Raw genomic sequence first — 20,974 nt, forward strand, 5'->3', positions numbered from 1 at the left:
AACAAATCGAATGAATTTTGTATGTTTACTACAGAAAATTACAACAAAGTGTCAAAGCCAATAAAAGCCTTATTTAACTGGAGCAGCGGAAAAGATTCTGCTCTTACCTTATACAAAATTTTACAGAATCCGAAGTATAAAATCGAATGTTTACTAACCAGTGTCAACGAGAAATACCAACGAATTTCGATGCATGGTGTACGCATTGAACTTCTCGAAGCACAGGCAAAAAGTATCAGTATTCCATTAAAAGTACTGCAGGTTCCGGAGATGCCAACAATGGAAGTGTATGAAAACGTAATGACTCAAACTTTAAATGAATTAAAAAAAGAAGGAATTACACATTCTGTTTTCGGGGATATCTTTCTGGAAGATTTGCGAAAATATCGTGAGGATCAATTAGCAAAAATTGGTTTTCAAGGTGTTTTTCCAATCTGGAAAATTCCAACAAGAGAATTGATCCAGGAATTCATTCAACTTGGATTTAAGACAATTGTAGTTTGTGTAAATGAACGCTATTTAGACAAAAGTTTTGCCGGTCGTATTATCGATCAGGATTTTATCAATGATTTGCCTGAAAATGTAGATTTATGTGGCGAAAATGGTGAATTTCACACCTTTACATTTGATGGTCCGCTTTTCTCTAAACCAATTGATTTTGAAATTGGCGAAATCGTTTACCGCAAGTATGAAAGACCAAAAAAAGATGAGTCATCCAATACTGCTTGTGATACGAATACGACCGATGCTTTCGATTTTGGATTCTGGTACTGCGATTTGATTCCTAAATAAGTGATGTAAACTGAGGTTAGGTTTTAAATTCGCGAGAGTTTATTATTATTCTAATGCAAAAAAAATAGATTATGGATATACTGATACGTTCTATAAAATTCCCCATTGTTTTTGATGTAGACAGACTCAAAAGTGATCTTTCTAAAATAATGAATAAAAAATGGGTAGCGCATTACAATACCAATGATTATTCCGGAAAATGGACTTCGGTTGCCTTGATGTCTACAGACGGGAAATCGGATACTATTTTTGCTTTACCCAATACTGACGATGCCATTAAAGAAACCGAAATTTTAAATTCCTGTACCTATTTTAAAGAAATTTTAGATGGTTTTCTCTTTGAAAAAACCGCAGTACGCCTACTTCAATTAGCTGTTGGTGCAGAAATCAAGCCGCACTCCGATCATTGTTTGGGGTATGAAGATGGTTCTTTCCGATTGCATATCCCAATAATTACCAATCCTGATGTCGAATTTATTCTGGACGGAAAACGTCTGATCATGGGTGAAGGAGAATGTTGGTATATTGACGCTAATTTTGAGCATTCTGTGGCAAACAGAGGCGATCAGGATCGTATACACCTAGTGATTGACGGAGTCCGAAATGAATGGACTGATGCTCTTTTTTACAAAGAAGCGGCAGAAAATCAATTTAAGAAGCCGGCTGTAGTACTTAAAAAAGAGGAAAAAGAACTTATGATTGCCCAGCTACGTCTTCTAAATACACCAATAGCAAATGAATTAATAAAAAACTTAGAGCTATAAAATCTAGGTTTTTAAAAACGACTGTTTTAAAGTAATTGTTTTTGTAGCTATTGAGCTGTTTCTTTTAAACATTAAAATTCAGACCAATAAAGATCAATTTGTCTGAGAAACTGCTATGTTGTTATTCTTAATTCAATTTAGGTTGAAACATCGATCCAAGTTGATAGTTGCCATTTTCCATTTTTTCTTTTGAAAAAGTAATCGATATAAATACCATTGTTAATTCCGCGCTGTTGGATTACGGCGCCCTCTTCTTTTAGATGTATCACTTGCTTATAATCCATGCTCTGCGGTTGCACGTCCAGATTAATATTGCGGTATTCCTCTTTAGTAATTAAGTAATCAACTAATTCAAAATCGTCGTTATTTATTTTAACTTTCAGCGGAAAATGAATTCTATCTCTTTGAAAAAGGGAATCGTTACTAAATATTTTTAAAAAAGAATTAAAGTCTTCTTGTTCATTTTTACTTTCGGCGACGGCAGGTTTTTTTTCTTCTACTCTAACAGATTTTTTGGTTTCTTCTCTTGGAACAGGAGTAGTTTGCAATACATCATTCCTTTTGCAGCTTACAAATGCTACTAATAAAAAAAAGAAAAATATACTTTGTGAGATTTTCATATGGATTATTCTTCTTTATACATGTTCAATAAATTAGTTACCGTATTCCAGTTTCTAATCGTTGCCGTTACGTTTAGTTTTTTCTCAATATATTTTTGATCAAATCTTGTCTTTCCTGCTCCAACCGCGTATTTAATAAAAATTCTGTTCCCGTCAATACTGGCTTCATCAGGTTTAAACTGACTAATTTTAAGATCATTGATATTCTCGCTTTTCAAAGCAATTGAGACAAAAGCAACGTACAGTTTTTTAGTGTCGACTTCTTTTTCTTTGAGAAAAGGGCTGTTTTTGAAACAATCATCAAGGTCTTTTTTGGTAATCACCACCGTTGGAACTTCATGACCGAAAACTTTAAAGATTTCTTGTTTTATTTGAAAACCCACTGCTGATGCACTTTCTTCCGGTGTATCTACAAATACATTTCCGGACTGTAGGTATGTTCTAACATTTTGAAAACCTATATTTTCAAGCATTGTCTTTAATGCTTCCATTTTCATCATATTATGTCCCGAAACATTTATGCCGCGTAAAAGTACCAGATGTGTTGTCATTGTCTTTAAATTTTGTTCAAAGATAAAAAATTCAACTGCAATAAAAATGGAGCTGGACTCAATTATAGTTTTACGATTAGGATTAAAAAAAAGATACCAAACTAAAACGGCTTAAAATGTAGATGAAAATGTCCTAATTATAAAAAAATCCGGCTGTCGATACTGCTAATAATCAACTGTCTATATATTCGTACATTGCCTTTACCGGATTTAACAAACGTCAATTTCTTTCCTACAACAACTGACTTTTCAAGACTGGCAGATTTTTAAAATTCCCAATTAAAATCTATCTTCGTATTTCTAAAAGAGAAAAAAGAAGAGACCCGTCAGCATACAGTGCACAATCTTAAAGTTATTCTCTAATATCTATTTGCAATATTCTAAAAACGTAACGCCAAAAAATGTCTAATAATCTCCTTGAAACTCCTATCGAATACTTAAAAGGTGTTGGTCCCAATCGGGGTCAATTGCTGCGCAAGGAACTGGGGATTCATAAGTATGGTGATTTAGTTAACTTTTTTCCAAATCGTTATATTGATCGAACGCGATACTACAAGATAAATGAACTTCAAAATACGGGTTCTGAAGTTCAGATTATTGGGAAAATCATCAACATCAAAACGGTTGAATTTGCAAAAAACAAAAAGCGTCTGGTAGCCACCTTTGTAGATGATACGGGCCAAATTGATTTAAATTGGTTTCAGGGACACAAGTGGGTTCGCGAAAGCTTAAAGCTGAATGAAGTTTGTGTCATTTTTGGAAAATGCTCTTTGTATGGGAGTCAATTTAGTATGGCGCATCCTGAGATCGAACCTTTAAATGAACATGAAAAAAGCCTCCGTTCTGCCATGCAACCGGTTTATCCTTCAACAGAAACACTGACAAATCGAGGTATTTCTAATCGAACGATCAATAAATTAATGGAGCAACTGTTTATTGAAACGCAGGCTTTGTTTACAGAAACATTTCCTTCTTATTTAATTGAAGAGTTGAAATTGATTTCAAAAAAAGCAGCGCTATTCAATATTCATTTCCCGAAGAGTACTGATGCTTTGGCGAAAGCGCAGTTTCGATTAAAGTTTGAAGAGTTATTCTTTATTCAACTGCAATTAATCACCAAAAATCTAATTCAGAAACACAAAATAAAAGGGCATCCGTTTACAAAAGTGGGTGAATTTTTTAATGAATTCTATCAGAATCATTTGCCTTTTGAATTGACCAATGCGCAAAAAAGAGTTATAAAAGAAATCCGTTCCGATATGGGAAGCAATGCCCAAATGAACCGATTATTGCAGGGTGATGTGGGATCCGGAAAGACTATTGTAGCTTTTATGAGCATGTTATTGGCGATGGACAATGGTTTTCAGGCTTGTTTGATGGCGCCTACAGAAATTCTCGCCAACCAGCATTTTATCGGATTGTCGGAATTGGCTAAAACTTTAAATATTAACATCAAAATACTTACCGGTTCTACCAAAACGGCTGCCAGAAGAATTCTGCATGAAGAACTTGAAAACGGGACTTTGCATATTTTAATCGGGACACACGCTTTATTGGAAGACAAAGTTAAATTTAAAAACCTAGGTTTAGCGGTAATCGATGAGCAACATCGTTTTGGTGTCGAGCAACGTTCTAAGTTATGGAAGAAGAACGAGATTCCACCCCATGTTTTAGTAATGACGGCCACCCCTATTCCAAGGACACTTGCGATGAGTCTTTATGGTGATTTGGATATTTCTGTAATTGATGAATTGCCTCCCGGACGAAAACCCATTCAGACCGTACATCGTTTTGACAGTAATCGTTTGAAAGTTTGGAAATTTCTTAGGGATGAAATCGCACTGGGAAGACAAATTTATATCGTTTATCCGTTGATTCAAGAGTCTGAAAAAATGGATTATAAAGACTTAATGGACGGTTACGAGAGTATTTCACGTGATTTTCCATTGCCACAGTATTCGATTTCTATTTTGCACGGAAAAATGAAGCCCGCAGATAAAGATGCTGAAATGAAACGTTTTTCAGAAGGAAAAACGAATATAATGGTCGCAACAACCGTGATTGAAGTTGGGGTAAATGTCCCCAATGCAAGTGTAATGATTATTGAAAGTGCAGAACGCTTCGGATTGTCTCAATTGCATCAGCTTAGGGGTCGTGTAGGACGTGGTGCTGAACAAAGTTATTGTATTCTAATGACAAGTCATAAATTAAGTGCCGACAGTAAAACTCGAATGGAGACCATGGTGCAAACCAATGATGGTTTCGAAATTGCCGAAGTAGATCTTAAACTTCGTGGCCCCGGAGATTTAATGGGGACGCAACAAAGCGGTGTTTTAAACCTTCAAATTGCAGACATTGTCCGTGATCGTGATATATTGTCTTTAGGAAGAAACTATGCCATGAAAATTCTTAAAGAAGATTCTGCTCTTCAAAAACCGGAGCATGCTATTTTGAAAGCGGTCTTTATTGAACTAACTAAGAAGAAAAATATCTGGAATTATATTAGCTAAAAGGTGCTAAGTTACTAAGATGCTAAGCTTCTGAGAATCTGGAAATGTATTTACTTGAAGGGTTCTTTTAATTGCTAAAAAAGTCCAAAAGTTGCGGAGCGATTTTTATTGCCACCCACTTTTAAATTCAGTTATCAGAATCACCAAATCTTAGCCCCTCAGAACCTCAGTAACTCAGAAACTTTAAAAAAAAATACACTCCAAAGTATCATCTTAAACGGTCGAGATTTAAGTCTAAAATAGTTACATAAATTAGTAAGCTTAATAGAGTTGGGGCAAAAAAAGCATTCCTATTTTAGAACTGATACAATGAAGCGTATAGTAGTTTGTTCTACGCTATTTTTTGGTTCCGTTTTTCTTTTCGAAAAAGCCGTTAAAAAAACCTTTGCTTACTTTATTTTTATCATCTTTTCCGGTGGCTACAAGATGATCTACATATTCGGTGTACGTTTTTTTACGTTCTTCCAAAAAACCGATCAAATACTCTTCAGACGCATGAAGTCCACTCGCCTCTTCGATATGGATTAGTTTTTTGTATAGTGGTTCTATAAACTTAACGATCACTTCTTCCGGAACCGATTTTCGGGTTCCAAAGTACCCTACAATTTCTCCGTCTGAATCTGAAACAATTTTAAAATCTGTGATTACCCAATAGTATCTTCCGGTTTTAGACATGTTTTTGACTATAGCATGTATATTTTTATTACCCTTGATACTATCCCATAAAAATTTAAAAATAACTTTTGGCATATCCGGATGACGGATAACGTTGTGGGGCTGTCCGATAAGTTCAAACTCATCGTAGCCCGATACATCAATAAAAGCTTCGTTAGCATACAAAATAGTTCCTTTTGTATCTGTTTTGCTTAGTAATACTTTGGTTTTATTCCAATCAACTTCTCTGTCTGATGGATTCGGGCGGGTAATTCTGGTATCCATAAATCTCGTATTTTAAAATTAATATGCGACTCTTTTGTTGTGCATAAATAAATGCGCTGCGTATTAAATAGTATTCTAGTTCAGTTCTTCTTTTAAAATAGTTAACAAGCCTTTTGTTTTCTTAAAAACGGCTTCGAGCTCCTCCTCCAGCCAATCCGGCAAGGTGGCGTCGTTGGCCAGTTTTAAATGCTGAATATCATTTGCAATATGAACGATCTTTTTATATTGAAAATCTAAATTTTTAGCATTATGATTATCACTGTGTTGGTTAAAAATTCGGGCAACTTCCTTTCCAAAATCAGTTTCTGTAATTTTATCAAATGAATTTACAGCTACTTCTTCTTTAAGGAAACTGTCAAACGATTTTTTTAAAGAATCGAGCATTGCATTGGTTGATTCAAAATCATATTTCGACATAAGATTAAATTTAAGTTATAATGGATTGAATTAATACCTACTACTAAATACAACTTAAAGTTAATTTGAAACTCTGGTAGCTGATTTACCGTGAATATCATTAACCAAATCATCTATTTTTTTGGCACTTTCACGCATCATTTCGAGGTAGTTTAATAGTTTATCATTATCGGTATGTCCTTTTGAAGCATCAATAAGTTTTAAAACTGAATCAACCGGAAGTCTTAAATCCTGTGCTGTTCTGTAAACAAAAACATTAAATTCATTATTAGAAGACAATGTACTGTATTTTGCGGAAGCCAATTTCATGTTTTCCAATTCATACTCATCCGATATTTTTGAAATGTGATTCTGGCTGTGTTCTTTGAAATAATACGCCCAATACCCATTCATTAAAAATACAACTGCAGCTAATACTACGTGAATAATAAAAGTTTCTAAATCGAAATTTACCTGAGAAAAATACAATTGCAAACCTTTTGGATCATTAAAAACAGCATTCTGCATATAAGCCAGAGCTCCATGATGCAGAACCACCAAAAGCGTAAGCGGAATTTGCAATTTCCAATTTTGATAAATAATTAAAATGGTACTGGCGATAAATACGGTAAAGTGCATTTCGAACAAACCGTGCATTTGGTAAATGTATTGTGCCATAAATATTGCTAGCACTACAGACAAAACATACTGGTAAAAGTTCGATTTTTTAAAAAAGAATTTTGCCGAATAGTACAATAATAAATTAATGACACCTACTCCAACCCCAATTTCAAATGTATCGTACTTAAAGGCCAGGGCAATTCCGAGAAGAAAATAGGCTGCAAGCACATAATTAATAATCGTGTCTGACTTTTGTGTCATTGTTGACATAAAACTGTGTAGGTAATCTTGTTCATTCAAACTTGCTTTTGATTTCATAATTTTGGGTAATTTAGGTTGAGGGTTAGATTTATTTAGTGCATTTTGGTAACGAACATCCGTAAGCTCTCAGAGCTAAAGCATCAAATGAAGGGGTCTTGGTTTGTTTGAGCAAAGAATCAATTGCCATTTGTGCATAATTACTGTCGGCATTAGTACAATATCTGGTCTTATTGTAATTCCCTCGGTAGTATAAATTCTGTACTGGATCAATTATAACAGCTTGCGGAGTGGAGAAAACACCACACTTTTTGGCCATCGCTTCATCAAAATAGACAGGGATTTCAGCATCGAATTTTTTCTGTATTTCTTCAATCGTAAAGTTTTTGTGTTTGTTTAAGACCACAATTTTAAAATTAATACGATCACCATACTTTTTGATTAGTTCGCTAACGTGTGGTATGTTAAATCGCGAACAAGGACAGTCCGGATTAAAAAAATGAATAAATACAGGTTTGTTGTTGGTAACCCAACATTTCCCTAAGTCAATTCGGGAACCCATAGCAATGGTATGATAATTTTTAGGAATCGGAGTTGGCAAACTGTATTTGAACTCATTCTGCCAGAATAAAACAAGAATTGCGGAGAGCAATAAAGAAAACCATAAGCCAAGGAGTATTTTTTTTGCCATAAATAAGTAGTTTTGGGTATATAATTCTAATGATGTCTAAACAACTGTTAAGTAATTGGTTTTGTAAAAAACTAATTTTAACTTAAAAACAAATAAAAAACCTACACATTTACACGCTTAACCCCTAAAAACATTAATATTATCACAAAAAACCGATCATTTTGTTTAAGCTTATCAATGTTACGAATAAAATCGATAAACAACAAAAAAAATCAGTTAAAATGCAAATTTTGCTTATTAGATAAGAATTACCTTATTTTTTGTTTTATTTTTAAGCAAAATTACTTGCGTAAAAACCTACAAAAAATACAGCTCATTAAAACATTTCTAAAAGTTTTGTTAAAAAACATGTTTTTCAGATCGTGCCGTTAAACCAATCATCTAAATCAGCATCTAAATCCAATTATTCACATCAACTTTATAAAATGACCTATTTTCAAAAAACAGCCAAAAATCGGCGCCAGAACAGCTCTAAGTCAATTTGAATAATAGTAAAATACTGTTTTTCAATGACTTAAATTCAATGTAAAGATTTGTACATACAAATGTTAAATAAAAGCTAACGCCATTTGGATTCGCTCCAAAAAGTTAAATTTGTACACTTACTAAAAACACTTACCCAAAAAATCTATTTACCTCAATTTTATGAAAGTAAAAAACCTAGTTTATGCCCTTCTGATTATCGGACTTGGAGGGTTTATTGCCTACCGAGTTGTATCTAATAAAAGTAAAAACGAAGAATCTAAAAAATTCGGCGATAAAGACAGTCCAACTACCGTAACAGGAATAGTGGTAAAAACGGCCACTTTTGATAATAATCTGTCCTTATCGGGATCTATTGAAGCCAATGAGCAAATAGAAATTCGAAGCGAAGTCTCGGGTATTGTTGAGAATATTTACTTTACTGAAGGTACTTTCGTAAACAAAGGTCAGGTACTTTTTAAGGTAAATGATATTGAGTTAAAAGCGCAATTAAGACAAGCTGTTACCAGAGAAAAATTAGCAGCGGAAAACGAAAGAAGAGCCAAATTATTACTTCAAAAAGAAGCGATAAGTCAGGAAGAATTTGATGTTGCCAATGCAGATTATGCATCAGCGCAAGCTCAAAGCCAATTGATCAGAGCACAGATTTCAAAAACAGCTGTAAAAGCTCCTTTCTCTGGAAAAATTGGTTTGCGTTCTATTTCTCCGGGAACGTACATCACTCCTACTATATTGGTGGCAAAATTAGTGAATACTGGGAAATTGAAAATTACATTTTCAATTCCTGAAAAATATGCCTCACAAGTAGTGTCGGGCTCTAATATTGATTTTACAGTGTCGGGCTCAACAAAAGTTTATACAGCCAAAATATACGCTATTGAACCTGAAGTGGCTGTAGCGACACGTACTTTACAAATTCGCGCCATTGCAGATAATATCGACGGAAAACTTTTGCCGGGTACTTTTGCAGATGTGCAATTACCTCTTAATATTATCAAAGATGCGATCGTAGTTCCTTCAGAAGCTATTGTTCCTGTTCAAAGTGGTAAAAAAGTATATATCGCAAATATGGGTAAAGCCAAAGAAGTTATGGTTGATGCTACCACAAGAACAGATGCTTCGATTTTGATTTTATCCGGATTAAAAGCGGGTGATACGCTGCTGACAAGCGGTGTGATGTCATTAAAAAATGAGGCTCCAATAAAAGTTAAAGTAAAATAATTATAGATTTTGAAAATCGGTTTATGAGGTAACAATCGAAAACCAACTACTTAAAATCTAAAATCTAAAAATCATAATGAGTTTATCTACTACTAGTATAAGAAGACCCGTTTTAACCATTGTACTGAATCTTTTGATTATTTTGTTCGGTTTTATTGGTTACACTTTTCTGGGTGTTCGCGAATTTCCTTCCATTGATCCGGCACAGGTTTCGATCAGAACCAATTATACCGGAGCCAATGCTGATATTATTGAATCCCAAATCACAGAACCTCTTGAAAAAGCTGTAAATGCCATTGACGGAATCAGAAATATAACTTCTTCCAGTAATCAGGGAAGCAGTAACATTACCATCGAGTTTAATCTGGACAAAGATCTGGAAGAGGCTGCAAATGATGTAAGAGATAAGGTTTCTCAGGCCGTGAGAAGTTTGCCGCAGGATATCGATGCTCCGCCCGTAGTTTCTAAGGCTGATGCCGATAGTGATGCTATTATTTCGATGACTGTGCAGAGTGATACCCGAAGCGCGTTGGAATTAAGTGATTATGCGGAAAATGTAATTTCACAACGTTTAGAAACGATTCCGGGAGTTAGTGGTGTGCAAATCTGGGGGCAAAAACGATACGCCATGCGTTTGTGGATAGATCCGGCAAAACTGGCAGCTTACGGTTGTACAGTAGCGGAAGTTCGAAATGCTTTAAACGCACAAAATGTGGAGTTACCTTCCGGAAAATTGACCGGAAATAACACCGAACTTACAGTAAAAACGGTTGGAAATCTCTCTAAACCGGAAGAATTCAACAATATCATTATCCGTACCGACGGTGATATCATTGTCAGGTTAAGTGACATTGGTGGCGCCGAATTAGGTCCGGAAAACATAGAGACAAAATTGAGTCAATCAGGACTTCCAATGATTGGTTTGGCTATTGTTCCGATGCCAGGGGCTAATTATCTGGATATTTCGGCTGAATTCTATAAAAAATACGATGCCTTAAAAAAGGATCTTCCAAAAGACATCAAACTTAATATTGCGCTGGATAATACTATTTTCGTTAAGAAATCAGTACTTGAAGTAGCGGAGACTTTAGGGATTTCAATTATTCTGGTAATTATTATTATTTACCTGTTTTTTAGAGACTGGGCCATTGCATTCCGTCCTTTAATTGACATTCCGGTGTCTTTAATTGCGACATTTTTTATCATGTGGCTTTTTGGATTTTCAATCAATGTACTGACTCTTTTAGCTATTGTTTTGGCGACAGGTTTGGTGGTAGATGATGGAATTGTGGTAACGGAAAACATCTTCAAAAAAGTCGAAGAAGGCATGTCGCCTATTGAAGCGGCCATTAAAGGATCAAACGAAATCTTCTACGCTGTAATTTCGATTTCGGTGACTTTGGCGGCTGTGTTTTTACCTGTAATTTTCCTGGAAGGCTTTGTCGGCCGACTCTTTAGGGAATTTGGAGTTGTAATTGGTGCTGCCGTATTAATTTCGGCCTTTGTATCATTGACTTTAACGCCAATGTTAAATGCTTATTTAATGAAAGGTGGAGAACAAAAAAAATCAAAATTCTATGTTAGAACAGAACCTTTTTTCGAAAAGCTAAACAGCGGTTATGCGGATGCTTTAAACCGATTTATGGCGAAAAAATGGATCAGTTTCCCGATTCTAATTGCTTGTTTTGGATTGATTTATTTGTTTTTTACGATACTTCCAAAAGAAACGGCTCCTTATGACGACCGTAGCTCGGTAACCATGCGTATGACAACTCCTGAAGGCTCTTCGTACGAGTACACGGACCGTTTTATGCAGGAAATATCAAGATTGGTAGACGACTCAATTCCGGAGAAAAAAGTGAGTTTGGTGATAACCGCACCTGGTTTTGGAGCTTCTGCAACAAACACCGGTTTTATCAGACTTTCATTAAAAGAACCAAACGAAAGAAAACTGTCTCAAAAAGACATTGCAGATAAATTAACAAAATGGACGAAAAAATATCCGGATGCTAAAACATCTGTGATTCAACAACCTACTATTGCCGTAAACAGACGTGGAGGTTTGCCGATTCAATATATTATTCAAGCACCCAATTTCGAAAAACTAAGAGAAAAAATTCCTTTGTTTATGGAAGAAGTGGGTAAAAGCGATGTTTTCTCTATTACCGACGTGAACTTGAAATTTAATAAACCCGAAATCAACGTCAGTATCGATCGTGCCAAAGCCGAGAGTTTAGGAATTTCTATTATCGATATTGCGCAGACTTTACAGCTTTCTTTAAGTGGTCAGCGTTTTGGTTATTTTATTAAAAACGGAAAACAATATCAGGTTATTGGTCAATTTGATCAGAAGGACCGTTCTAAGCCTCTGGATTTGACTTCTATGTTTGTTAAAAACAGCAAAGGAGAGCTTATTCAGATGGACAATGTTGTGAATATAGAGGAACAAAGTAATCCACCTCAATTGTATCACAACAACCGTTATATGTCGGCTACTGTTTCTGCAGGTTTGGCGCCGGGCAAAAGTATCAGTGATGGTATTCAGGCTATGGATCAGATTAAAGCTAAAGTTTTAGATGATACTTTTACGACTGACTTAAGTGGAGAATCACGAGATTTTGTCGAAAGTAGTTCCAATACCTCTTTCGCGTTTGGATTGGCTTTGCTGTTAATCTTTTTGATTCTTGCTGCTCAGTTTGAAAGTTTTATCGATCCGCTTATCATCATCCTTACAGTGCCAATGGCTGTTGCTGGTGCCCTATTTTCTTTATGGTTATTCAATCAAACCTGGAATATTTTTAGCCAGATTGGAACGGTAATGCTTATTGGATTGGTAACTAAAAACGGTATTTTAATTGTTGAATTTGCGAATCAGCTAAGAGAGCAGGGAAAACCGAAGCTGGAAGCTATTTTAGAAGCATCAGAAGCGCGTTTGCGTCCAATTCTAATGACAAGTTTGGCGATTGCTTTAGGGGCTTTACCAATTGCAATGTCACTTGGAGCAGCATCGACGAGTAGAATCGGAATGGGAATTGTTATTGTGGGTGGAACTATTTTCTCTTTGGCTCTAACTCTTTTTGTGATTCCGGCGATTTACCTGATGTGGTCTAAGGCCCGAAAACACTATCCGGAGTTTGATCATATTGACGAATACGAAAAAGAAAGTAAATAATTTATTAGTCAGGAATTCACTATTGCAAAAATTTATGCTGGTGAATTCCTTTCAAAAGAAAAACAAATATGAGTACTAAAATTTTATTCAGTAGTCTGCTAGTATGCTTCTTCTGCCTCACAAAAGTACAAGCGCAGGAAGTTTTAACTATTGAAGATGCTATGAAAATAGCCTTGGAAAATAACTTTGAAATTAAGATTGCCAAAAACAACACGAAAATAAGTGAGACTAATGTTACGGTCGGAAACGCCGGAATGTTACCTACCGCAACAGCTTCGGTTACAGATAACAACAACATTCAGAATTCATCACAAACACGTCAGGATGGAACTTCAACATCTTTGAAAAATGCGAAGAACAACAGCTTAAGTTATGGTGTAAGTCTGGGATGGACGGTCTTTGATGGAATGAAAATGTTTGCGAAATTGGATCAGTTAAAAGAACTTCAAAAACTGGGCGATTCAGAGCTTAAAAGAACCATTTTAATTAAGATTGGACAAGTAAATTCGGCTTATTATGACTTGGTGCAGCAGCAACAACAATTGGCTGCATTGGACACGACAATTGTAATTTCCAATCAAAGATTAACTTTAGCTAAAAATCGTTTCAGTATTGGTAAAGCTTCAAAATTAGAGGTTTTAAATGCGCAGGTGGATTTAAATTCGGATCAGGTGGCGTTGTTAAGACAAAAAGAATCGTATGCTAACGCTAAAATTTTATTGAACCAGTATTTAGCACGTGATTCAAGAATAGATTTTAAAGTAACTGATTTGGTTACTGTTGATAATAAATTGATTTTAAATGACTTAGTAGATTTAGCTCAAAAACAGAATCCGGCATTAGAAGCGCAGGTTATAAACAAACGTATAGCCGAATTGCAATTGAAACAAGTCAAAGCTGATCGTTATCCAATTGTGAGGCTGACTTCGGGTTATAATTTTAACGAAAGTGAATCGAGTTTAGGATTTACCAGCGCTACTTCTTCGCGAGGTTTAAATTATGGTTTTAATGCGACGTTGAATATTTTTGACGGCTTTAATCAGCATCGAAATGAAAAAGTAGCTAAACTGCAGATTGAGAATTCTCAAATTGCCATCGAGCAGCAAAATATGGTTTTGAATACACAGTTAAGTACCGCTTTTCAGACGTATTTGACCAATTTAGAATTGATTGGTCTTGAGGAAAATAACGAAGCAATCGCTAAACAAAACTTAGAGATTACGCTGGATAAATTCAAAATCGGAACGATCACTACCATTGATTTCAGAACAGCTCAGCTTAATTATGTAAACGCAAAGGTACGTTACAGCAATGCCCAATATCAGGCAAAATTATCTGAAATTGCACTAAAAGAATTGGCGGGAAATATGAATTTTTAATTTAAATTTGTTTCAAAACAAACTTAAATGATTTCATATAATACTAAAGAATGGTTTTCTTTTATCTTTCATTTTCATAAATCAGATACCGTTCGAAAATTATTTCCAATTATGCTGGCCATCGGAGTTTACGCTGGAGCAGTTGGATATGTTGAACTTGAATATTTTAAAGTTACCAAAAATGACTACATCCAGAACATTCCTATTATGCATGGAATGCTTGGTTTTGTAATATCCCTATTGCTTGTTTTCAGAACCAACACAGCTTATGATCGTTGGTGGGAAGGCAGAAAGCTTTGGGGCGCACTGGTAAACAACAGTCGTAATTTAGCGATAAAACTTTCCGCTATTTTAAAAGAAGAAAACGACAGGAAATTTTTCCGTAAGATTATACCAACTTATGCTTCTGTTTTGCAGAAGCATTTGAATAATGAGGATACCGGTAAACAGCTTTTTGAAGATGTAGATTTAGAAATTGACCATCAAAAGCACAAACCGAATCAGGTAAAAAGAATCATGTATCAGAAAATCAATGATTTGTATGATGCTAAAAAAATTACAGGAGATCAGCTGATTATTTTAAACGAGGAATTACAATCTTTTACCGATATTTGTGGTGCTTGCGAGCGCATCAAAAACACGCCTATCCCCTACTCTTACAGTGCTTTCATCAAGAAATTCATCTTTTTTTATACGATGACATTGCCTTTTGGATATGCAGTAAGTTTAGGATATTATGTAGCACCGGTGGTTGTTTTTATCTTTTACGTCTTAGCCAGTTTAGAGCTTATTGCGGAAGAAATTGAAGATCCTTTTGGTGATGATGAAAATGATTTACCGATCAGAAAGATTTCGGAAAATATCAAAAAACACGTGGAAGAACTGATTTAAATCCCCTTACAAAGTAGCGTAGCAACTCATTACAAACAGATTACAAACAGATTACAAAATGCTTGTGTTAAATTTGTTGCAGCATTATAACGTTGAAAGGTAAATTTATACGGCAAAAAACAAAAAAATTGTTTCCAACTCCGCTGATCAATCCTTATATTTACACCCTTATTCAAGAATAAAAAAGTTAACATGAAAATATCTTACAACTGGTTAAAACAATTCATTAAGACAGACTGGACCTCTGAACAAACATCAGAATTACTTACAGATTTAGGTCTGGAAGTCGAAGTTGTTGAAAAATATGAATCCATTAAAGGTGGTTTACAAGGAATTGTTGTAGGACACGTGCTTACCTGTGAAAAACATCCTGATGCTGACAGACTAAACGTTACGACTGTAAATATCGGATTGGAAGCTCCTATACAGATTGTTTGTGGAGCTGCTAATGTTGCTGCCGGACAAAAAGTAGCAGTTGCTACTATCGGAACAGTTTTGTATGATAAAGACGGTGGAGAATTCACCATTAAAAAAGGAAAAATTCGTGGACAGGAAAGCCACGGAATGATCTGTGCAGAGGATGAATTAGGTCTTGGCACAAGTCATGACGGAATTATGGTTTTAGACGAAAAATTAGTACCTGGAACTCCGGGTTCTAAAGTTTTTGATATCGTAAGCGATGAAGTTTTCGAAATTGGATTGACACCTAACCGTGCCGATGCCATGAGCCATTATGGAACAGCGCGTGATCTTAGAGCCGGAATGTTGCAACGTGGCGTAAACATCGAATTAATTACACCTTCTGTAAGCAATTTCAGAGTGGATATGCGTACCCTTAAAATTGATGTGGTTGTTGAAGAGCCTCTTTTAGCTCCAAGATATTGTGGTGTTACGATTTCGGGAATCACTGTTGGAGAATCTCCAAGCTGGTTGCAAGATCGTCTAAAAGCGATCGGATTAGCCCCAAAAAATAATATTGTTGACGTTACCAATTATGTTTTACATGAATTAGGACAACCTTTGCACGCTTTTGATGCTGCAAAAGTCAACGGAAAAATAAGTGTAAAAACATTGGCTGAGGGTACAAAATTTACAACCTTAGATGATGTGGAAAGAACATTGCATGCAGAAGATTTGATGATCTGCGATGAAAAAGGACCACTTTGCATTGCCGGTGTTTTTGGAGGAAAAAAATCAGGAGTTTCTGAAGGAACTACTTCTATTTTCCTTGAAAGTGCTTATTTTGATGCGGTTAGTGTTCGTAAGACAGCCAAAAGACATCAGTTAAACACAGATGCTTCTTTTAGATTTGAAAGAGGAATTGATCCGACTATTACAGAATATGCTTTAAAACGTGCTGCTCTTTTGATTCAGGAAGTTGCAGGTGGAAAAATTACCTCTGATGTAATTGAAGTGTATCCTAAAAAGGTAGAGGATTTTTCTGTTTTATTGAACTTTAGTCATGTTTATAAAATTATCGGTCAGGAAATTCCAAAAGATACGATCAAAAAAATACTGGTTTCTTTAGATATCAAAGTAAACAGTGTTTCTGATTCCGGTTTGGGATTAACGATTCCTGCTTACCGTGTAGATGTACAACGTGAAATTGATGTAATTGAAGAAATTTTAAGAGTATACGGTTATAACAATATCGAGTTTTCGAAGAAGTTTAATGCTACGGTTGCAAACTCACCAAGAACAGAAGATTACAAAGTGCAGAACTTAATCGGTTCGCAATTGAACTCGCAAGGTTTTCATGAAATGATGGCCAATTCTTTAACAACAGCTGCTTATACAAAACTATCGGCTATGTTAAAAGAAGAGCATAATGTGACCATGCTTAATCCGTTAAGTAGTGACTTGGCAACTATGCGTCAATCTTTGCTGTTTTCTGCTTTGGAAGCGATTTCATACAACATCAACAGAAAAAGTTCTGATTTGAAATTGTTTGAATTTGGAAAAACCTATCATAAATTCCTTAACGGTTATGAGGAGCACAAACATTTAACGCTATCCATTTCCGGAGACAGAAATAAAGAAAGCTGGACAAGCCCTCAAAAAGCTACAGATTTCTTTTTATTGAAAGGATATGTTAAAGCTATTTTAGCCCGTTTAGGAATCGATAAAATATCTAATAATCCCGTGCAGTCTGATATCTTCTCTGAAGGAACATCTATCTGTTACAATAATGATGTATTAGTTGAAATGGGTGTGATTAAAAAACCGATCCTAAAACATTTCGGAATCAAACAAGATGTTTATTTTGCTGATTTCAACTGGGATTTGGTATTGAAAATTATTACCGGAAAAATCAAATACACCGAAATTCCAAAGTATCCGGAAGTTCGTAGAGATTTGGCTTTGTTAATCGATCAAAAAACAACGTACGAGAGTGTTTATAATTTGGCGAAACAAACGGAAAAAACACTTTTAAAAGATGTGAATTTGTTTGATGTTTATGAAGGTAAAAATCTTCCGGAAGGTAAAAAATCTTACGCTTTAAGTTTTACGATTCAGGATCATACTAAGACACTTACAGATGTTCAGATTGATAAAATCATGTCGAAATTGCAACATGCATTTGAGACCGAACTTGGAGCAAGTTTAAGATAAAAAAGAACTTTCTTACTATAATTAAATCCGACAGTTTTCAAAGAGCTGTCGGATTTTTTTTAAGACGCAAATCGCTCGTAAGCACTCTTTAGTTTTTCATCGTATTTGTTTGTTCTATATCCCTCACCGTTGTACTTAAGGGCAAATTCAGCCCATTTTTGGTTTCTTAAAACCGAAATCAGATTATTCTCTTTCAAAAACAACCCGAAAGCTTTTAAATGTTCCCCTTCATTTAGATTCATTTTTTCTGTAAATTCGTTTATGTTCGCATATCCGATAGAAACAGCATTAAATCCCATAACCTGAAAGAGCCCCCAAGAGGCCGAGCACTTTGCAGCGTCACTAAAATCTGGATCCGAGTTTAAATTCATCGCTTTTTCTAAACGGGTATACTCGCCTTCTCCGCCCACATAATACTTTTTGGTATAAGCAGGATAGAGAATATTGGCCGTATTTGAATTGACATAAGCTTGACAATTGATGCCTCTCTTTTTTAATTCCCTCCAGAAAACATGGCCTTCAAACAGAATTTTTGGCCTCCCGTCTACCAGAAAACCTTTGCCATTGCTTTCAACCTGATTTACCGCTTTAACAACTGCCAATTCAAGATTATGGTCGTTCGAGAAATCAATAAGATCTTGCTCCGAAAGTAATTTGTTGTTGGATAAAGATCCGGTATCACTTTGTTCTAAAAGCATTGACCAGGTTTTTAGTCCCACAATTCCATCGACTACCAGATTGTTGTTTAACTGAAAATCCTTTACTGCTTTATCCGTTTCAACGCCAAAATAGTCTGAAACGATGACGCTGTAATTGCGTTTTGCGAGTAATTCGTTTAAGTAATAGACCTCACTTGATTTTACTCCAAATTTTATAGTTCTCATGGCTTTACTTGATTATCGTTATTTTGGAAGAGGTTGAGAAATCAAAAACTTCATTTTTGGATTTTACCAAATTGTCGTTTTTGTCAAAATAATTTGTTTTATACGAAATAAGGGTCGAATTTACCCCTGTATTTTTGACAATAAAATTAAAGAGGATCGGAGTCGAAAATTCCGATTTTAAGCGTTCAATGCTGAATTTACTTCCAGATTCCAGAACCGTTAACTCTACCGTAATTTTACTTGTAGCCGCTGCCTGCTTTTTTATTTCGATCTGAATGTAACGATTGTAGTCTGTAGATTGCGAAACGATCTGATTGAATTCGGAGCTAATATTTTCAATGTTTTCAAAATCAAAAAATACGTTTTCCAAATTCCCTGATGCGCTACTGGGATTGAGAGCAGCACTATCCAAAACCTTGCTGTCGTTACTGATTAACTGCGGATAACTATTGAAAAAGGTGCTGTTAAAATACGTTGCGTTTTGATTGTAAACCAAAAGAATAGAATTGAGTCTGCAACTGGAAAAAGACTGATTTTTAATTTGAATCTTCTTCAAATCATTATCTATCGAAGCAGCGATTATTTCTCCAATCGTTTTTTCAATATTCAATTCAATGACACTGGTGTCTTTTATTTCTTTATGTTTAAAATTAATATTAGCAAACTGTGATATGGTGTTGTTCAAAGCGTTGATCATTATACTTGCTTCGGCCAGATTTTCAGTAGAGAGATTGAACAGAAAATGTTTCCCGTCTACATTAATATCTGATTTTTGCAAGAAATAATTTCCGCTCACCTCGTACTCGGCTTCAATATCATTTGGGAAAAGAAACTGAACTTTATTGAAATAATCGGTCGTGTCTCCATCAATAAAATTGTTGTTTAAAAGTGCTATTTTTAGTTTGGCCAAATCAAATTCGGAAAGATTTGGGCCAATAGCAAACTGGAAACTAATTTTTGAGATTTCTTCCGAAGAACCTACGCCGTCTTCAAAGGCATGAAAAATAGTCGAAATGCAAGGTTTTAAAGTATCTAAATCTTTAGAAAGACTGTACATTTTAGAAATCAGTAAAAAGGTATTGGGTTGCACCATCGATTTATAAATCGAAAGTTTGCTGAAATTTATTCCAGCGACAAATATTTGTTTGAACTGAGAAAAGTCTTCATTCAGATTAAAAGGATTAACAATAAACCCTCCATCGGCTGTTTTGTAAAGACTGGTTGTAGGTTCTTTTGAAACAGCATACCCTACGGTTTTATTTACCTTTAATAAAAAAGTGCTTTTAACCAATTCTGCCTGAATGGAAGTGTCGATATTATTCTCTCTTTGAATTTCGGTAATGGATTTGCTTGAAATCATGCTTTTTGCAGGTCCAGCTTTCACAAGCAAAGGACTGCTTATCAAATTTGCTTTTGTTGAAAATGTTTTAGGAGCCACTAAATCACTTTTGATCGCCATTTTAGTGTTGATTAAGGAAATATCTCTGGCAAACAAAAGGTTTCTTCTGTACTTGGAGTATCCTTTAAAATCGAAGAACAAATCGATATTACATTTGGCGCTTTCAATTTGCGAGATGAGATTGAAATAAGCAATTTTTACGGCTTCATCCTTTAGGTCAAATTGTATTTCTTTGGTTAAGGTATTAATTACGCCATTGATTCTGACCAGGTCGCCGTTTACTTTCAGATTTAGTATTGCTTCTCTTAAGTTTAAAGCAATATTCCTCTGATTACTGCTTACTTGTTTGTTTTTGATGTTGTATTTCAAAGTAACATAACCAAGTAACCCGCTTTTGTTTCCGGATTTATCCAGTACGTTTTCGTAATAGAACACCGTGTTGTTGTTTGGTGTAAGTTCTATTTCGGGAAAAAACAAGGTGATATCAGGATTGTTATAATCTTTAAAAGTTGAATTTTCGTTTATTACGGTATCGTTTTCAATCAATGGAAAATAAATATCCAAGGGTATCAGGATGATTTCGGGTCTTATGTTTATCGAATGAATTACAGGATGTTCGATAACTTTAAAATCAGCTACTTTGACACTGGGTGCCACCGTAAATGAAGCACTGGGTTTTGCCGGTTCGAGGTTGAATCTGTTGGTGGGAACCAGTTTTGTTCCTTCAAGTTTGAATGTATTTAAATCTGGCATGATGTTTCATTTTAATGATTAATTAGGTTTAGAAAAC

General features: G+C 35.2%; 16 protein-coding genes. 8 read left to right on the plus strand and 8 right to left on the minus strand.

What is annotated here, in order from left to right:
* Positions 1-21: 21 nt before the first annotated feature.
* A complete protein-coding gene (locus tag ACHRV3_RS00975) occupies positions 22-792 on the plus strand; it encodes a diphthine--ammonia ligase (protein ID WP_395434169.1) in 771 nt (256 codons plus the stop codon).
* A 71-nt stretch (positions 793-863) separates the two neighbouring features.
* Positions 864-1,556: an aspartyl/asparaginyl beta-hydroxylase domain-containing protein gene (locus tag ACHRV3_RS00980; protein WP_395434170.1), complete on the plus strand. Its 693-nt coding sequence runs from the start codon at positions 864-866 to the stop codon at positions 1,554-1,556.
* A 137-nt stretch (positions 1,557-1,693) separates the two neighbouring features.
* On the opposite strand, the gene ACHRV3_RS00985 is transcribed toward ACHRV3_RS00980, so the two are convergent.
* On the minus strand, positions 1,694-2,176 hold the full coding sequence (locus tag ACHRV3_RS00985) for a DUF4348 domain-containing protein (protein WP_395434171.1): 483 nt from the start codon (positions 2,174-2,176) through the stop codon (positions 1,694-1,696).
* 5 nt (positions 2,177-2,181) lie between these two features.
* Positions 2,182-2,727 (minus strand): DUF1697 domain-containing protein, encoded by a 546-nt coding sequence (locus tag ACHRV3_RS00990; RefSeq protein ID WP_395434172.1) that lies wholly within the window; start codon positions 2,725-2,727, stop codon positions 2,182-2,184.
* 401 nt (positions 2,728-3,128) lie between these two features.
* On the opposite strand from ACHRV3_RS00990, the gene recG reads away from it, so the two are divergent.
* Positions 3,129-5,237 (plus strand): ATP-dependent DNA helicase RecG, encoded by a 2,109-nt coding sequence (recG, locus tag ACHRV3_RS00995; RefSeq protein WP_047775257.1) that lies wholly within the window; start codon positions 3,129-3,131, stop codon positions 5,235-5,237.
* A gap of 336 nt (positions 5,238-5,573) precedes the next feature.
* Here recG and ACHRV3_RS01000 read toward each other — a convergent pair whose 3' ends face one another.
* From ACHRV3_RS01000 to ACHRV3_RS01015, 4 genes are all read right to left on the minus strand, one after another.
* Positions 5,574-6,176: a PAS domain-containing protein gene (locus ACHRV3_RS01000; RefSeq protein ID WP_047775258.1), complete on the minus strand. Its 603-nt coding sequence runs from the start codon at positions 6,174-6,176 to the stop codon at positions 5,574-5,576.
* A 75-nt stretch (positions 6,177-6,251) separates the two neighbouring features.
* A complete protein-coding gene (locus tag ACHRV3_RS01005; RefSeq protein ID WP_395425451.1) occupies positions 6,252-6,593 on the minus strand; it encodes a hypothetical protein in 342 nt (113 codons plus the stop codon).
* A gap of 60 nt (positions 6,594-6,653) precedes the next feature.
* Positions 6,654-7,511, minus strand: a complete 858-nt coding sequence (locus tag ACHRV3_RS01010; RefSeq protein WP_047775262.1) for a hypothetical protein — start codon at positions 7,509-7,511, stop codon at positions 6,654-6,656.
* A 31-nt stretch (positions 7,512-7,542) separates the two neighbouring features.
* Complete coding sequence (locus tag ACHRV3_RS01015; protein WP_047775264.1) at positions 7,543-8,142, minus strand: peroxiredoxin; 600 nt, start codon at positions 8,140-8,142, stop codon at positions 7,543-7,545.
* A 645-nt stretch (positions 8,143-8,787) separates the two neighbouring features.
* On the opposite strand from ACHRV3_RS01015, the gene ACHRV3_RS01020 reads away from it, so the two are divergent.
* The 5 genes from ACHRV3_RS01020 (at position 8,788) to pheT (ending at position 17,901) form a co-directional block, all read left to right on the plus strand.
* Positions 8,788-9,846, plus strand: coding sequence for an efflux RND transporter periplasmic adaptor subunit (locus tag ACHRV3_RS01020; RefSeq protein WP_047775266.1), 1,059 nt, complete (start codon positions 8,788-8,790; stop codon positions 9,844-9,846).
* A gap of 76 nt (positions 9,847-9,922) precedes the next feature.
* Positions 9,923-13,018, plus strand: coding sequence for an efflux RND transporter permease subunit (locus ACHRV3_RS01025; RefSeq protein ID WP_395434173.1), 3,096 nt, complete (start codon positions 9,923-9,925; stop codon positions 13,016-13,018).
* Between the two features lie 68 nt (positions 13,019-13,086).
* A complete protein-coding gene (locus ACHRV3_RS01030) occupies positions 13,087-14,397 on the plus strand; it encodes a TolC family protein (protein ID WP_395434174.1) in 1,311 nt (436 codons plus the stop codon).
* Between the two features lie 27 nt (positions 14,398-14,424).
* Entirely contained in the window at positions 14,425-15,288 is an 864-nt protein-coding gene (locus ACHRV3_RS01035) for a bestrophin family protein (RefSeq protein WP_047775270.1), read from the plus strand.
* Positions 15,289-15,480: 192 nt separating this feature from the next.
* Positions 15,481-17,901 (plus strand): phenylalanine--tRNA ligase subunit beta, encoded by a 2,421-nt coding sequence (pheT, locus tag ACHRV3_RS01040; RefSeq protein WP_047775272.1) that lies wholly within the window; start codon positions 15,481-15,483, stop codon positions 17,899-17,901.
* 59 nt (positions 17,902-17,960) lie between these two features.
* Here pheT and ACHRV3_RS01045 read toward each other — a convergent pair whose 3' ends face one another.
* A complete protein-coding gene (locus ACHRV3_RS01045; RefSeq protein WP_395434175.1) occupies positions 17,961-18,785 on the minus strand; it encodes an N-acetylmuramidase domain-containing protein in 825 nt (274 codons plus the stop codon).
* A gap of 4 nt (positions 18,786-18,789) precedes the next feature.
* Positions 18,790-20,937: a hypothetical protein gene (locus ACHRV3_RS01050; RefSeq protein WP_395434176.1), complete on the minus strand. Its 2,148-nt coding sequence runs from the start codon at positions 20,935-20,937 to the stop codon at positions 18,790-18,792.
* Between the last annotated feature and the right edge of the window lie 37 nt (positions 20,938-20,974).

The sequence above is a fragment of the Flavobacterium sp. FlaQc-49 genome (assembly GCF_044005985.1).
In the GTDB taxonomy this organism is placed as follows: Bacteria; Bacteroidota; Bacteroidia; order Flavobacteriales; family Flavobacteriaceae; genus Flavobacterium; species Flavobacterium cupriresistens.